13 protein-coding genes are annotated in these 14,699 nt (G+C 73.3%); 7 read left to right on the top strand and 6 right to left on the bottom strand.

The genetic code is table 11. The features are described from left to right. Positions 1–163: 163 nt before the first annotated feature. Entirely contained in the window at positions 164–1,801 is a 1,638-nt protein-coding gene (locus tag LRS74_RS06315; RefSeq protein WP_277740055.1) for an ABC-F family ATP-binding cassette domain-containing protein, read from the top strand. A 199-nt stretch (positions 1,802–2,000) separates the two neighbouring features. On the opposite strand, the gene LRS74_RS06310 is transcribed toward LRS74_RS06315, so the two are convergent. Continuing rightward, positions 2,001–4,460: a Tex family protein gene (locus tag LRS74_RS06310; protein WP_277740054.1), complete on the bottom strand. Its 2,460-nt coding sequence runs from the start codon at positions 4,458–4,460 to the stop codon at positions 2,001–2,003. Between LRS74_RS06310 and LRS74_RS06305 the strand changes: the two genes are divergently transcribed. Then, positions 4,447–4,584, top strand: coding sequence for a hypothetical protein (locus LRS74_RS06305; RefSeq protein ID WP_277740053.1), 138 nt, complete (start codon positions 4,447–4,449; stop codon positions 4,582–4,584). The genes LRS74_RS06310 and LRS74_RS06305 overlap by 14 nt on opposite strands. Here LRS74_RS06305 and LRS74_RS06300 read toward each other — a convergent pair. Next, positions 4,581–5,444 (bottom strand): hypothetical protein, encoded by an 864-nt coding sequence (locus LRS74_RS06300; protein ID WP_277740052.1) that lies wholly within the window; start codon positions 5,442–5,444, stop codon positions 4,581–4,583. The genes LRS74_RS06305 and LRS74_RS06300 overlap by 4 nt on opposite strands. Positions 5,445–5,643: 199 nt before the next feature. After that, positions 5,644–6,402 carry an enoyl-CoA hydratase-related protein gene (locus LRS74_RS06295; protein ID WP_277740051.1) on the bottom strand — a complete coding sequence of 253 codons (759 nt, stop codon included), beginning with the start codon at positions 6,400–6,402 and terminating at the stop codon, positions 5,644–5,646. A 280-nt stretch (positions 6,403–6,682) separates the two neighbouring features. Here LRS74_RS06295 and LRS74_RS06290 point away from each other — a divergent pair, with 280 nt between their 5' ends. Beyond that, a complete protein-coding gene (locus LRS74_RS06290) occupies positions 6,683–7,204 on the top strand; it encodes an ATP-binding protein (RefSeq protein WP_277740050.1) in 522 nt (173 codons plus the stop codon). On the opposite strand, the gene idi is transcribed toward LRS74_RS06290, so the two are convergent. The 3 genes from idi to galE all read right to left on the bottom strand — a co-directional run bounded on the left by idi (position 7,179) and on the right by galE (position 10,058). After that, positions 7,179–7,796, bottom strand: a complete 618-nt coding sequence (idi, locus tag LRS74_RS06285; RefSeq protein WP_277740049.1) for an isopentenyl-diphosphate Delta-isomerase — start codon at positions 7,794–7,796, stop codon at positions 7,179–7,181. The genes LRS74_RS06290 and idi overlap by 26 nt on opposite strands. A gap of 115 nt (positions 7,797–7,911) precedes the next feature. Further along, positions 7,912–8,835, bottom strand: a complete 924-nt coding sequence (locus LRS74_RS06280; RefSeq protein WP_277740048.1) for a cation diffusion facilitator family transporter — start codon at positions 8,833–8,835, stop codon at positions 7,912–7,914. A 236-nt stretch (positions 8,836–9,071) separates the two neighbouring features. Beyond that, positions 9,072–10,058 carry a UDP-glucose 4-epimerase GalE gene (gene galE, locus LRS74_RS06275; RefSeq protein ID WP_277740047.1) on the bottom strand — a complete coding sequence of 329 codons (987 nt, stop codon included), beginning with the start codon at positions 10,056–10,058 and terminating at the stop codon, positions 9,072–9,074. Positions 10,059–10,317: 259 nt separating this feature from the next. On the opposite strand from galE, the gene LRS74_RS06270 reads away from it, so the two are divergent. The 4 genes from LRS74_RS06270 to LRS74_RS06255 are packed head-to-tail and all read left to right on the top strand — an operon-like array spanning position 10,318 to position 14,690. After that, entirely contained in the window at positions 10,318–12,150 is a 1,833-nt protein-coding gene (locus LRS74_RS06270) for a DUF5941 domain-containing protein (RefSeq protein ID WP_277744625.1), read from the top strand. Next, positions 12,147–12,884 carry a phosphocholine cytidylyltransferase family protein gene (locus LRS74_RS06265; RefSeq protein ID WP_144382319.1) on the top strand — a complete coding sequence of 246 codons (738 nt, stop codon included), beginning with the start codon at positions 12,147–12,149 and terminating at the stop codon, positions 12,882–12,884. The genes LRS74_RS06270 and LRS74_RS06265 overlap by 4 nt, the downstream gene beginning before the upstream one ends. Continuing rightward, positions 12,872–13,933: an iron-containing alcohol dehydrogenase family protein gene (locus tag LRS74_RS06260; protein WP_277740046.1), complete on the top strand. Its 1,062-nt coding sequence runs from the start codon at positions 12,872–12,874 to the stop codon at positions 13,931–13,933. The genes LRS74_RS06265 and LRS74_RS06260 overlap by 13 nt, the downstream gene beginning before the upstream one ends. Then, the gene (locus tag LRS74_RS06255) at positions 13,911–14,690 is read left to right on the top strand and encodes a CDP-alcohol phosphatidyltransferase family protein (RefSeq protein ID WP_277740045.1); all 780 of its coding nucleotides are present in this window, start codon (positions 13,911–13,913) and stop codon (positions 14,688–14,690) included. The genes LRS74_RS06260 and LRS74_RS06255 overlap by 23 nt, the downstream gene beginning before the upstream one ends. The last annotated feature ends 9 nt before the right edge of the window (positions 14,691–14,699 follow it).

The following is a 14,699-nucleotide window of genomic DNA, read 5'->3' as shown; positions in this document are numbered from 1 at the left end:
CGGCGGTCGGACCGACGGGGGGTACGGGCCTTCGGTCCCGGGGACGCACCGGCGTTCGGCGGCGGTGGGAGCACGGCCGGCCGGCCGACGGGAGGAGTCAGGTGGCCGGCCGCCGGAATACCGCGGGCCTCCGGCGGCGAGCCGCCGATAGGATCGCGGTCTGATGACCGCAACACTCGTCGCCAAGGACCTGGCCGCCGCGCACGGCGACCGCACCCTCTTCTCCGGCCTGGATCTGGTCGTCGCGCCGGGGGAGGTGATCGGCCTGGTCGGCGTCAACGGCGCCGGCAAGTCCACCCTGCTCCGCCTGCTGGCCGGCCTGACCACCCCGGAGACGGGCAGGGTGAGCCTGAGCCCGCCGCACGCGACGGTGGGGCATCTGCCGCAGGAGCCGGAGCGTCGGCCCGGCGAGACCGTGCGGGAGTTCCTGGCCCGGCGGACCGGGGTCGCGGCCGCCCAGATCGCGCTGGACGCCACCACCCAGCAACTGGTCGACGGGGCGCCCGGCGCCGACGACGCGTACGCGGTGGCGCTGGAGCGCTGGCTCCAGCTCGGCGCGGCCGACCTGGACGAGCGCGCCGAGGAGGTCGTCGCCTCGCTCGGGCTGGACATCGGTCTGGACCGGCCGATGACCGCGCTCTCCGGCGGCCAGGCGGCCCGTGCCTCGCTCGCCTCGCTGCTGCTCAGCCGCTACGACGTCTTCCTGCTCGACGAGCCGACCAACGACCTGGACCTGGACGGGCTGCGCCGGCTGGAGGAGTTCGTGTCCGGGCTGCGCGCCGGAACCGTGCTGGTCAGCCATGACCGCGAGTTCCTGGCCCGCACCGTGCACAAGGTGCTGGAGCTGGATCTGGCCCAGCAGCAGGTGACGCTCTTCGGCGGCGGCTACACGGCGTACCTGGAGGAGCGGGAGACGGCGCGGCGGCACGCCCGGGAGCGGTACGAGGAGTACGCGGACACCCGCGCCGGGCTGGAGCTGCGGGCCCGCACCCAGCGCGCCTGGATGGAGAAGGGCGTCAAGAACGCCCGCCGCAAGGCCACCGACAACGACAAGATCGCCCGCAAGGGCCGGGTGGAGTCCACCGAGAAGCAGGCCGCGAAGGCGCGCCAGACCGACCGGCTCATCGAGCGGCTGGAGGTGGTCGAGGAGCCGCGCAAGGAGTGGGAGCTGCGGATGGAGATCGCCGCCGCGCCACGGGCCGGGGCCGTGGTGGCGACGCTGCGCGGCGCCGAGGTGCGCCGCGGCGACTTCCACCTCGGGCCGGTGGACCTCCAGATCGACTGGGCGGACCGGGTGGCGATCACCGGCGCCAACGGCTCGGGCAAGTCGACCCTGCTGGCCGCGCTGCTGGGCCGACTGCCGCTGGACGCGGGGGCGGCGGCGCTCGGTCCGGGTGTGGTGGTCGGCGAGGTGGACCAGGCGCGGGCGCTGTTCCTCGGCGAGGACGCCCTGCTCGACGCGTTCGGGGCGGCCGCCGAGGACCTGGAGCCGGCGGCGGTACGCACCCTGCTGGCGAAGTTCGGCCTCAAGAGCGACCACGTGCTGCGCCCCGCAGCCACCCTCTCGCCCGGCGAACGGACCCGCGCCGCCCTCGCCCTCCTCCAGGCCCGGGGCGTCAACCTGCTGGTCCTGGACGAGCCCACCAACCACCTCGACCTGCCCGCCATCGAGCAGCTCGAATCCGCCCTGGCCGGCTACCCCGGCACCCTCCTCCTCGTCACCCACGACCGCCGCATGCTCGAAGCCGTGGACACCACCCGCAGCCTCCAAGTCGCCGCGGGCCGCGTCACCGAGCACTGAGCGCCCACCGGCCCCGCCGTTCTCTCGAACGTGGGCCGGGGCGGGCGGGGGCGGTTCCCGCCCACCCGTCTCGCCGGGCGACGGCACGCATCGGATCGGGGCCGCGGCGCTCATCCCGTCGCGACGGTGAAGAGCCCGACGGCCGGTCCGGCGGTGCCGAACCGGCCGTCGGTGGGTCTCCGAGGGGACGGGCGTCCCGTCAGAGCAGGCCCGCGCGGCGCAGGGCGTCGGCCATGGCGCCGTTGGCCGGAGCGGCGGCGGCGTCGCGGTTGCCGCGGCGCTGCTGCGGCGCCCCGCGCCGGGCCCCGCCCCGCTCACCGCGGTCGCCCAGCTCACCCCGGGCCCCGCCCCGCTCACCGCGAGAACGGTCCCCGCGATTGCTACGCTCCCCGCGGTCCCCACGCTCCCCGCGATCGCCACGCTCCCCACGGCCGCCACGCCCGCCGCCACCCGCGCCGGAGGCCCCGGCCTCGTCGTCCAGACGGAGCGTCAGCGAGATCCGCTTGCGGGGGATGTCGACGTCCAGCACCTTCACCCGCACGATGTCCCCCGGCTTCACCACGTCGCGGGGGTCCTTCACGAACGTCTTCGACATGGCGGAGACGTGCACCAGGCCGTCCTGATGGACGCCGATGTCCACGAAGGCGCCGAAGGCGGCGACGTTGGTGACCACGCCCTCCAGGATCATCCCGGGGGCCAGGTCGCCGAGCTTCTCGACACCCTCCTTGAAGGTGGCCGTCTTGAAGGCGGGGCGGGGGTCGCGGCCCGGCTTCTCCAGCTCGCGCAGGATGTCGGTGACGGTGGGCAGGCCGAAGGCGTCGTCGACGAAGTCCTGCGGCCGCAGCGCGCGCAGCGCCGCCCCGTTGCCGATCAGCGAGGCCACGTCGGTGCCGGCGGCCTTCACCATGGTGCGCACCACCGGGTACGCCTCGGGGTGCACGCTGGAGGCGTCCAGCGGGTCCTCGCCGTCGCGGATGCGCAGGAAGCCCGCGCACTGCTCGTACGCCTTGGGGCCGAGCCGGGGCACGTCCTTGAGGGACTTGCGGCTGCGGAAGGGGCCGTTGGCGTCGCGGTGGGCGACGATGTTCTCCGCGAGGCCGGCGCCGATGCCGGAGACCCGGGAGAGCAGCGGCGCGGAGGCGGTGTTGACGTCGACACCGACGCCGTTGACGCAGTCCTCGACCACCGCGTCCAGCGAGCGCGACAGCTTCACCTCGGACAGGTCGTGCTGGTACTGGCCCACGCCGATCGACTTGGGGTCGATCTTGACGAGCTCGGCCAGCGGGTCCTGGAGTCGGCGCGCGATGGACACGGCGCCGCGCAGCGAGACGTCGAGGTCGGGCAGCTCCTGGGAGGCGAAGGCGGAGGCGGAGTACACCGAGGCGCCCGCCTCGGAGACCATGACCTTGGTCAGCCCGAGCTCGGGGTGGCGGGCGCACAGTTCGGCGGCGAGCTTGTCGGTCTCACGGGACGCGGTGCCGTTGCCGATGGCGATCAGTTCGACGGAGTGCTCGCGGGCCAGCCGGGCCAGCTTGGCCAGGGCCTCGTCCCACTTCTGCTGCGGGACGTGCGGGTAGATGGTGTCGGTGGCCGCGACCTTGCCGGTGGCGTCGACGACGGCCACCTTCACGCCGGTACGGAAGCCGGGGTCCAGGCCCATGGTGGCGCGGGTGCCGGCCGGCGCGGCGAGCAGCAGGTCGCGCAGGTTGGCGGCGAAGACCCGCACCGCCTCGTCCTCGGCGGCCTGCCGCAGCCGCAGCCGCAGGTCGATGCCGAGGTGCACCAGGACGCGGGTGCGCCAGGCCCAGCGGACGGTGTCGGCCAGCCAGGAGTCGGCGGGCCGGCCCCGGTCGGCGATGCCGAAGCGGTGCGCGATGGACCGCTCGTACGAGGAGGGGCCGGACTCCGGGGCCTGCTGCGGGTCCTCGGGCTCCAGGGTGAGGTCGAGGACCTCCTCCTTCTCACCGCGGAACATGGCCAGCACCCGGTGCGAGGGCAGCTCGGTGAACGGCTCGGCGAAGTCGAAGTAGTCGGCGAACTTCGCGCCCGGCCCCTCCTTGCTGTCGCCCTTGCCCTCGCGCACCCGGGTGGCCAGCCGGCCCCGCTCCCACATGCGCTCACGCAGCTCGCCGATGAGGTCCGCGTCCTCGCTGAACCGCTCGGTGAGGATGGCCCGCGCCCCCTCCAGGGCGGCGGCCGCGTCCGCGACGCCGCGCTCGGCGTCCACGAAGGCGGCCGCGGCCGCCGGCGGCGCCACCGACGGGTCGCCCAGCAGCGCGTCGGCGAGCGGCTCCAGGCCCGCCTCCCGCGCGATCTGCGCCTTGGTCCGCCGCTTGGGCTTGAAGGGCAGGTAGATGTCCTCCAGCCGGGCCTTGGAGTCGGCGGCCAGGATCTGCGCCTCCAGGGCCTCGTCCAGCTTGCCCTGGGAGCGCACCGAGTCCAGGATCGCGGTCCGCCGGTCCTCCAGCTCCCGCAGATAGCGCAGCCGCTCCTCGAGGGTGCGCAGCTGGGCGTCGTCGAGGCTCTCGGTCACCTCTTTGCGGTAGCGCGCGACGAACGGCACGGTGGCGCCGCCGTCGAGCAGCTCCACCGCGGCCTTCACCTGCCGCTCCCGCACGCCGAGCTCCTCGGCGATCCTGCCTTCGATGGACGTCGTCACGATCGTCACGATCACGCTCGGCTTTCTCTCTGCCTGGTTCGTTCACGTCTGCGCTGCGCTCTGCATTGTGGCAGGTGCGACCGCCAGGCCCAGCGGCCGCGCCGCCGTCGGCGAGGTCGGCTAGCGCTTGCCGATCATCCCTTCGGGGAACGCGCCGGCCGCCAGGGCGGTGGCGGTGAAGGCGCCGGCCAGCTCGGTGAGGCGGGCCACGCCGGCCGCGCCCAGGTGCTCGTACGGGCCCCGGTCCAGCCGGTCCGTCTCGTTCTCCAGCTCCTTGCGCAGCTCCGTTCCGGCGTCGGTCAGTTCGCCGTCGGCGTCCAGCAGCCCGCGTGTCCGCAGCCGGTCCTGGGCCGCCGCCCAGTCCTCCGCCGTCCAGCCGCGGCTGCGGAAGATCCAGGCGGGGGTCATGCCGCGGCCGCTGGCGGTGTGGCTGACGAGCGCCTCGACCGGATCGAGCTCGGCGTCGAGCAGCGTCATCAGATGGCCGTCGCCGCGGTGTTCGCGCAGCAGCGTGGCGGCGTGCCACAGGGCCAGGTGCGGCGCTTCGGGCACCGGAAGGTCGGCGTGCGCGGAGTAGAGCGGACGGGCGGCGCGGGAACAGCCCTCGGTGGCCCGCAGCGCCAGCTCGGCCGCCTCGACCATCTCCTTGGAGTCCAGGGCCTCCTCCCCGAGCAGTCGGCGCAGCAGCGAGTCGACGGCGCGCAGCCGGGCGGCCAGCGCGTCCTCCGGGCTCACCACCTGCCAGGCGGCCGGGAGGTGTCGGGCCACCAGTTCGTGGCGGAAGTTGTAGAAGGCGGCGGTGACGACGCCGGCGCCGACCCGGCCCAGGGCGGCGGCACGGCCGACGAAGTAGGACCCGCCGCGGTCCGCCAGGCCCAGCTCCGTCAGCTCGCGGTGGTAGTCGGGGGCGAAGTAGACAGCGGAGTGCAGCGGGTTGACGACGCCGTGGCAGTGGCGTCCGGCACGCTCGGGCAGTGAGGTCATGCCCGCACGTTACCCGCTGGTAACCTCGCGTGGAAGGGCGATCCGGCGATGCCGACGGCCGGGTCCTCGGGGACGCCGAGCACGCGGCCCGAACCGGTGACGTCACCGTGTGCGCGCGCCGGCGGCCCGTCGGCCGGCTCGGCCGCAGGTCGGCTTCGTCCACGCGGCCCGCACGGCCCGCACGGCTCGCGCGGTCCGTTCAGTCCGTCGTCGGAGTCCAGGTGAAGCGTGGTTCCCGCCGCTCCAGGAACGCCGCGACCCCCTCGGCCCGCTCGCCGGAGGCGTTCATCTGCCGGGTCCAGTACGCGTGCCGCGCCGGGTCCACCGGGCCGGCGGCGAACTCCTTGGCCGCGCCCTGGGTGAGCTGTGAGCGGGCGGCGAGCACCGCCGTGAACTCGGCGACGCGCTTGTCCAACCCGCCCGCCGGCAGCACCTCGTCCACCAGGCCGGTGCGCAGCGCCCGCTCGGCGTCGATCAGTTCGGCCGAGAACAGCAGGTACTTGGCGGTCGCCGGGCCGACCAGGTCCACCAGGCGCCGGGTGGAGCCGGGGCCGTAGGCGATGCCGAGCTTGGCCGGGGTGATGCCGAACCGGGCGTCCTGCTCCGCGAACCGCAGGTCGCAGGCGGCCGCCAGCTGGCAGCCGCCGCCCACGCAGTAGCCGCGCACGGCCGCCAGCGTCGGCTTGGGGAAGGCGGCGAGCGCCTCCTCCGCCGCGATGGCCAGCTCCCGCGAGTCCGGGCCGCCCTCGGTCAGCGAGGAGATGTCGGCGCCCGCGCAGAAGGTGTCCCCGGCGCCGGTGAGGACCAGGGCCCGAACGGAGGGGTCGGCGGCGTAGCGGGCCAACAGCCCGGGCAGCTCACGCCACATGGCGGTGGTCATCGCGTTGCGCTTGGCGGGGTTGGCGATGGTGACGGTGGCGACGCCGTCGGCGCATCCGTGCTGCAGGCAGGGCTCCATGCGGCGGATCGTATCCGGGGCTCGGGGGCCGGGTCGGGCGGATCGCACACCCGTCCGAGATTACAGCGCGTCACCGCGCCGTCGAGGACCGAACAGGGAGAGGGGATCATCTGCTCAGAAGGGGCGAGAAGTAAGGCTGGTTACCGCGTACTCGATCAAAACGCATCGATATGTGCTGACTTCGGTTCAGTGGCCCTGTACGGACCGTGTGATTCCCAACACTCGAGGTGAGTGGTTGAGCGTGCGTGGTTGAGCGGCGGCGGATGGGTGGGTATCGGACATGGAGATCCTGGGGAGCGTCCCACCTGAACAGGGCCAGGCCCCCCCGCCCCGCACGCCGATGGCGTACGAGGGGGTGTGGCGGTTCACCGCCCCGGCCCTGGACTGTTCGGTGCCCCAGGCCCGGCACGCGGTGCGCGACCTGCTGGTCCACCAGCGGGTGCCGGTCACCGAGGAGCTGGTGCAGAACCTGCTGCTGATCGTCTCCGAGCTGGTCACCAACGCGGTGCGGCACGCGGCGCTGCTCTCCCCGGAGATCGCGGTCGAGCTGTCCATCGGGCGGGACTGGGTGCGGGTGGCGGTGGAGGACAACCATCCGTACCGCCCCAAGGCGCTCGAGGCCGACCAGGGGCAGACCGGCGGGCGCGGGCTGCTGCTGGTCCAGGCGATCACCGCCGAGTCGGGCGGCGCCTATGACGTCGAACACACCGCCGGCGGCGGAAAGGCGGTGTGGGCCGCCCTGCCGCTGGCGCCGGCGGTCTCCCTGGCCGTCCGCGCTACCAACCCACGGCGGGCCCGGTGAGCTCGCGGATCACCGGCCGGGCGGCGTCCAGCACGGTCGGGAACCACGCGGAGAACGGGCCCTGCTCGCGCAACCGTGCCAGCTCCCGGGGTGTCACATAGGCGATCTCGCCGACCTCCTCCGGATCCGGTGCCGGCTCGGCCCGCACCAGCCCGGCGAAGAGGTGGTTGAACTCCTGCTCGACCAGCCCGGAGGCCGGGTCCGGGTGGTTGTAGCGGACGGTGCCCGCCTCCCGCAGCAACGTGGGCGCCACCCCCAGCTCCTCGGCGGTGCGCCGGGCCGCGGCGAGGAAGGGCGGCTCACCGGGGTAGGGGTGCCCGCAGCAGGTGTTGGACCACACACCGGGGGAGTGGTACTTGCCCAGGGCCCGGCGCTGGAGCAGCAGCCGGCCGCGGTCGTCGAAGAGGAAGACGGAGAAGGCGCGGTGCAGCCGGCCGGGCGGCAGATGGGCGGCGAGCTTCTCGGCGGTGCCGATCGTGACGCCGTCCTCGTCGACCAGTTCGAGCATGATCGGATCGCTGGCGCCGGCGGGCGCGGCAGCCGTGCTGTGCGGGGTGTCAGTGGAGCGGCCGTTGGCGGGTGTGATCGGCATTGACCATCCTCGTAGTCGATCCGGAGCCTTCAGAGTCTCTCGTACCTCTGCCCATACATCTGTGCCCTCTCCTGCGGTTTCGTCACAGTCAAACGCCGGGCATGGCAAACGTTTGTCAGTGGCAGAGCCGGGACTCGTGCGCGGCGTGACCCACCGGCTCCAGCTGGAAGGTGCAGTGGGTGACGTCGAAGTGGCCGCCGAGACAGTCCTGTAGGTCGTGCAGCATCCGCTCGTGCCCCACCGCGTTCAGCACCTCCCGACTGACCACCACATGCGCGGAGAGCACCGGCATCCCCGAGGTGATGGTCCACACATGCAGGTCGTGCAGGCCGGCCACGCCGTCCAGAGCGAGGATGTGGCCCCGCACCTCCGCCAGGTCGACGTCCCGCGGCGCCCCCTCCAGCAGCACGTTCAGCGTCTCCCGCAGCAGCCGCCAGGTGCGCGGGACGATCATCAGGGCGATGGCGATGGAGGCCACCGGGTCGGCCGCCAGCCAGCCGGTGGCGAGGATGACCCCGGCGGAGACCAGCACCGCCACCGAGCCCAGCGCGTCCGCCAGCACCTCCAGGAAGGCGCCGCGGACGTTGAGGCTCTCGCCCTGGCCGGGCAGCAGCAGCGCCAGCGACGCGGCGTTCGCGGCCAGGCCGATCAGGGCGAAGACGATGGTGAGCCCGCCGTCGATCTCCGCCGGGCTGATGAACCGGCGCACCGCCTCGTAGAGGATGTAGCCGCCCACCCCGAACAACAGCAGACAGTTGGCGAGCGCGGCCAGGATCTCGGCGCGGGCGTAGCCGTAGGTGCGGCGGGCGCTCGGCGGGCGCGCCGCGAAGTGGATCGCCAGCAGCGCCATCGCCAGACCCAGGGCGTCCGTCGCCATGTGCCCGGCGTCGGCCAGCAGCGCCAGCGAGCCCGAGACCAGCCCGCCGGCGATCTCCACGACCATCACCGAGATCGTGATCGCCAGGGCGCAGCGCAGCCGCCAGCGGTGCGTCGTCGCGGCCGTGACCGCGCCGCCGCCGTGATCGTGGCCCGCGCCCATCCGGCTCCCTCTCCCCGGTATCCACCGGCGTCGAGGGCCCGTGAGGCCCCTCGACCAGGTGAGGCGTCACCCTTCCGCCACGGTACGTCACCCACCGACCCCACGCCGGTCGACCCGGCTCCACCCGCCGCCCGCCGAGTCGTACGGCCTCCGCTCCGCCCCGAGCACGGCGATCCCCGATCGCGGACGCGCGCCCGGCGCCGCGGGTGTGGGGTATGTCATTCCGCCGCGGCGGCTCAGCCGTGGCGGGCCTCGGGGTGGCGGAGGCACCAGCCCTCCCAGGCCGACTCGACCATGGCCCGCACCTCGTGCCGGGGGGTCCAGTCCAGCTCCTTGGCGATCCGCTCGGCGCAGCCCACGACCCGGGCCGGGTCGCCCGCGCGGCGCGGCTCGACCAGCGGGGCCGGCTCGCGGTGGCCGGTGACCTCGGCGATCAGGTCGGCCATCTCGCGCACCGAGACGCCCTGGCCGGTGCCGACGTTCACCGTCAGATCGCCCGCGTCGGGGCGCTCGGCGAGCCGGCGGGCCACCGCGAGGTGGGCCGCGGCCAGGTCCTCCACATGGATGTAGTCGCGGACGCAGGTGCCGTCCGGGGTGGGGTAGTCGTCACCGAAGATCCGCGGGGACTCGCCCCGGGTGAGGCGCTCGAACATCATCGGCACGATGTTGTAGACCCCGGTGTCCGCCAGCTCCGGGCGGGCGGCCCCGGCCACGTTGAAGTAGCGCAGACAGGCCGTGGAGATTCCGTGCGCGGCGCCGGTGGCCCGCACCAGCCACTCACCGGCCAGCTTGGTCTCGCCGTAGGGGTTCATCGGCAGGCACGGGGTGTCCTCGGTGACCAGGTCCACATCCGGCATCCCGTAGACGGCGGCCGAGGAGGAGAAGACGAAGCCGGCGACGCCCGCCGCGACCGCCTCCTCCAGCAGCACGGTCAGCCCGTGGACGTTCTCGTGGTAGTACCGCAGCGGCTGCTCGACGGACTCCCCGACCTGCTTGAGCGCGGCCAGGTGCACCACCCCGGTCACCTCCAGCTCCGCGAGGGTGCGGCGCACCAGCTCGCGGTCGAGGACCGAGCCGTGCACCAGGGGCACGTCGCGCGGCAGACGCTCGGCCAGGCCGCTGCTCAGGTTGTCGAGCACGGCGACCCGCTCCCCGGCCTCCGCCATGACCCCTACTACATGCGCCCCGATATATCCGGCACCACCCGTGATCAGCCATGTCATGACGGCACCCTATCCAGAGCGGAAGGGGGGCGGCCGTTTGATGGGGAAGCCGGTATCCACCATGATGATCGCGGCAGACATAGCCGTCGCTCACCCGATCGGGCGGTGAATGTGCGGTGAACGGGTGCTTCGACGTATCCGATAGCCTCTGCCGACGTGCCGCACCCGCCCGACGTCGGGCCCATGCGGGCACCACCCGCTGCCCGGACGCCGTGGAACCGGCGGGGCCGCCCCGTCCAGTCGCCAAGGAGTGAGTCGTCTGTCGACCGCCATTCTCACCGGTCCGCCGGTCGTCGGCTCGTCCCTCGCGGACGAGCTGCGGTCGCTGGGGTTCGACGTGCGTATGGCGGCTGACGCCGCCGGTGTGGCGACGCAGCTGGTCGCCGTCCCGGCGGGCGAGCGCGTCGCCGTCGTCGACACCCGCTTCGTGGGCCATGCGCACGCCCTGCGGCTCGCGCTGACCGACCCCCGCTTCACCGCGGGCGCGGTGCCGGGTGCGATGACCGTGCAGCCGGAGGCTCGCGCCGAGCTGGCCGAGGTCGTGGGCGGTCGTTCCGCGGGGGCGGAAGGGGCGGGCACGACCCGACCACCGGCCGACCACGATCAACCCCTGCCCGACGCCCTCGTCGACGATCTGCTCGCCGCAGGCGTCGACGTGCACCGCCCCGAGCTCGGGGTGCTGGTCGCGGGGGTGCCGGTCGCCCCGGAGGAGCGGGCGCGGGCACGCGCCGCCGTCGACCGCGTCGACGACGAGGAGATCCGGCTGCGCACCGCCGTGAAGTCGCGGGACGGCTTCTTCACCACCTTCTTCATCAGCCCGTACTCGCGCTACATCGCCCGCTGGTGCGCCCGCCGCGGCCTCACGCCCAACCACGTCACCACCGCCTCGCTGTTCACCGCGCTGATCGCGGCGGGCTGCGCGGCCACCGGCACCCGGCCCGGCTTCATCGCCGCCGGCGCGCTGCTGATCTTCTCCTTCGTGCTGGACTGCACCGACGGCCAGCTGGCCCGCTACTCCCTGCAGTACTCCACGCTGGGCGCCTGGCTGGACGCCACCTTCGACCGGGCCAAGGAGTACGCGTACTACGCCGGCCTGGCGCTGGGCGCCGCCAACAGCGGCGGCGGTGACGACGTCTGGGCGCTGGCGCTGGCCGCGATGGTGCTCCAGACCTGCCGGCATGTGGTGGATTTCTCCTTCAACGAGGCCAACCACGACGCCACCGGCAACACCAGCCCCACCGCCGCGCTCTCCGACCGGCTGGACAGCGTCGGCTGGACCGTCTGGGCCCGGCGCATGATCGTGCTGCCGATCGGCGAGCGCTGGGCGATGATCGCCGTCCTCACCGCGCTCACCACGCCCCGCATCGTCTTCTACGCCCTGCTGATCGGCTGCTCGTTCGCGGCCTGCTACACCACCGCCGGCCGGGTGCTGCGCTCGCTGACCCGCAGGGCGCGGCGGACCGACCGGGCCGCGCGGGCGCTGGCGGACCTCGCCGACACCGGCCCGCTGGCGGAGCTGGTGGCCAAGGGCGCCGGCCGCCGGATCGGGCTGGGGACCTACGGCCCGCTGCTGTGGGCGGCGGCCGCGACGGGCGTGCTGCTGGCGGGGGTGGCCCTGCCGGCGTACGGCGGCTGGGCCCCGGTGGGCGCGGCCGCGGTCTACGCCCTGCTGGCCGGTCTCGCGGTCGGCCGGCCGCTGAAGGGCCCGCTGGACTGGCTGGTCCCGCCGCTGTTCCGGGTGGCGGAGTACACCACGGTGCTCATCCTGGCGGCTCGCAGCGAGGTGAACGGAGCCTTGCCCGCGGCTTTCGGGCTGGTGGCCGCCGTCGCCTACCATCACTACGACACGGTGTACCGCATCCGCGGTGGCACCGGCGCGCCGCCGCACTGGCTGGTGCGGATCACCGGGGGGCACGAGGGGCGGACCCTGGCTGTCACAGCCGCCGCCGCCGTGTGGCATGACCAAGGTTTCACCATCGCGCTGACGGCCCTTGCCGGGGCCCTGGCGCTGGCGGTGCTCATCGAGAGCATTCGCTTCTGGGTGTCCTCCGGAGCACCCGCTGTACACGACGAAACAGGAGAACCCGCATGATCGGCCTCGTGCTGGCCGCCGGCGCCGGACGGCGTCTGCGCCCCTACACCGACACCCTGCCCAAGGCCCTGGTGCCCGTGGACGGCGACACCACCGTCCTCGACCTGACCCTGGGCAACTTCGCCGAGGTGGGACTGACCGAGGTCGCGATCGTCGTCGGCTACCGCAAGGAGGCCGTGTACGAGCGCAAGGCGGCGCTGGAGCAGAAGTACGGCCTGAAGATCACCCTGATCGACAACGACAAGGCCGAGGAGTGGAACAACGCCTACTCCCTGTGGTGCGCCCGTGACGAGATCAAGCACAGCGTGATCCTCGCCAACGGCGACACCGTGCACCCGGTCTCCGTCGAGAAGACCCTGCTCGCCGCCCGCGGCAACGGCCAGAAGATCATCCTCGCCCTCGACACGGTGAAGCAGCTCGCCGACGAGGAGATGAAGGTCATCGTGGACCCGGAGAAGGGCGTCCAGCGGATCACCAAGCTGATGGACCCGTCCGAGGCCACCGGCGAGTACATCGGCGTCACCCTCATCGAGGGCGAGGCCGCCGAGGAGCTGGGCGACGCGCTGCGCGCCACTTTCGAGCGCGACCCCGACCTGTACTACGAGGACGGCTACCAGGAGCTGGTCAACCGCGGCTTCAAGGTCGACGTGGCCCCGATCGGCGAGGTGCGCTGGGTCGAGATCGACAACCACGACGACCTCGCGAAGGGCCGTGAGATCGCGTGCCAGTACTGACCCGACTCATCCCCTCGCCGGTCGTCGTCGACATTCGTCCCGGCGCGCTGGATGATCTCGCGGGGGTCCTGGCCGACCAGCGGATCTCCGCATCGGGCAAGCTGGCCATCGCGATCAGCGGTGGTTCCGGGGCGGCGCTGCGCGAGCGGCTCGCCCCGGCCCTTCCGGGCGCCAGCTGGTACGAGGTCGGCGGCGGCACCCTGGATGACGCGATCAAGCTCGCCGACGGGATGAAGTCCGGGCACTACGACGCGGTCGTGGGCCTGGGCGGCGGCAAGATCATCGACTGTGCGAAGTTCGCCGCCGCGCGCATCGGCCTGCCGCTGGTCGCGGTGGCCACCAACCTGTCGCACGACGGGCTGTGCTCGCCGGTCGCCACCCTGGACAACGACGCGGGCCGTGGCTCCTACGGGGTCCCGAACCCGATCGCCGTCGTCATCGACCTCGACATCATCCGCGAGGCCCCGGTGCGGTTCGTCCGCTCCGGCATCGGCGACGCGCTGTCCAACATCTCCGCCGTCGCCGACTGGGAGCTGTCCCACCGGGAGACCGGAGAGGGCATCGACGGGCTGGCCGCCGCCATGGCCCGGCAGGCCGGCGAGGCCGTGCTGCGCCACCCCGGCGGCGTGGGCGACGACGACTTCCTCCAGGTGCTGGCCGAGGGCCTGGTCCTCACCGGCATCTCGATGTCGGTGGCCGGCGACAGTCGCCCGGCCTCCGGCGCCTGCCACGAGATCAACCACGCCTTCGACCTGCTCTTCCCGAAGCGCGCGGCCAGCCACGGCGAGCAGTGCGGCCTCGGCGCCGCCTTCGCCATGCACCTGCGCGGCGCCCACGAGGACGCCGGTTTCATGGCGGAGGTGCTGCGCCGTCACGGGCTGCCGGTGCTTCCCTCCGAGATCGGCTTCACCGCGGAGGAGTTCGTGCAGGTGGTGGAGTTCGCCCCGCAGACCCGTCCGGGCCGCTACACGATCCTGGAACACCTCGACCTGTCCACCGACCAGATCAGGGACGCATTCGCCGACTATGCAAAAGCCATCGGTAGCTGAGCTCCGCCCGGTCGTCCACCCCCCGGGCGTCAAGGACCGGCGCAGTGGTGAGCACTGGGCCGGCCGGCTCTACATGCGCGAGGTCTCGCTGCGCATCGACCGGCACCTGGTGAACACCCGGGTCACGGCCAACCAGCTGACCTACCTGATGACCGTCGCCGGCGTCCTCGCCGCCCCGGCCCTGCTGGTGCCGGGGATCTGGGGCGCCGTGCTCGGCGTGGTCGCGGTCCAGCTCTACCTGCTGCTGGACTGCGTCGACGGCGAGATCGCCCGGTGGAAGAAGCAGTTCTCGCTCAGCGGGGTCTACCTGGACCGGGTGGCCGCCTACCTGTGCGACGCCGCGGTCCTCGTCGGCCTGGGCCTGCGCGCCGCCGACCTGTGGGGCGGCGGGCGCATCGACTGGCTGTGGGCGTTCCTCGGCACCCTCGCCGCGCTCGGCGCCATCCTGATCAAGGCCGAGACGGACCTCGTCGGCGTCGCCCGGCACCAGGGCGGGCTGCCGCCGGTCAAGGAGGCGGCGTCCGAGCCGCGTTCCTCCGGCATGGCGCTGGCCCGCAAGGCGGCCGCGGCGCTGAAGTTCCACCGGCTGGTCCTCGGGGTCGAGGCGTCCCTGCTCATCCTGTTCGTGGCGATTCTCGACGCGGCCCGGGGCGACCTCTTCTTCACCCGGCTCAGCGTGGCCGTGCTGGCCGGCATCGCCCTGCTGCAAACCGTGCTTCACCTCGTGTCCATCCTCGCGTCGAGCAGGCTCAAGTGAGCGCCCGTA

It is taken from the genome of Streptomyces sp. LX-29 (genome assembly GCF_029541745.1).
GTDB lineage: Bacteria > Actinomycetota > Actinomycetes > Streptomycetales > Streptomycetaceae > Streptomyces.
The sequence above is the reverse complement of the archived record's forward strand: the minus strand, read 5'-3'. Positions and strand labels throughout refer to the sequence as shown.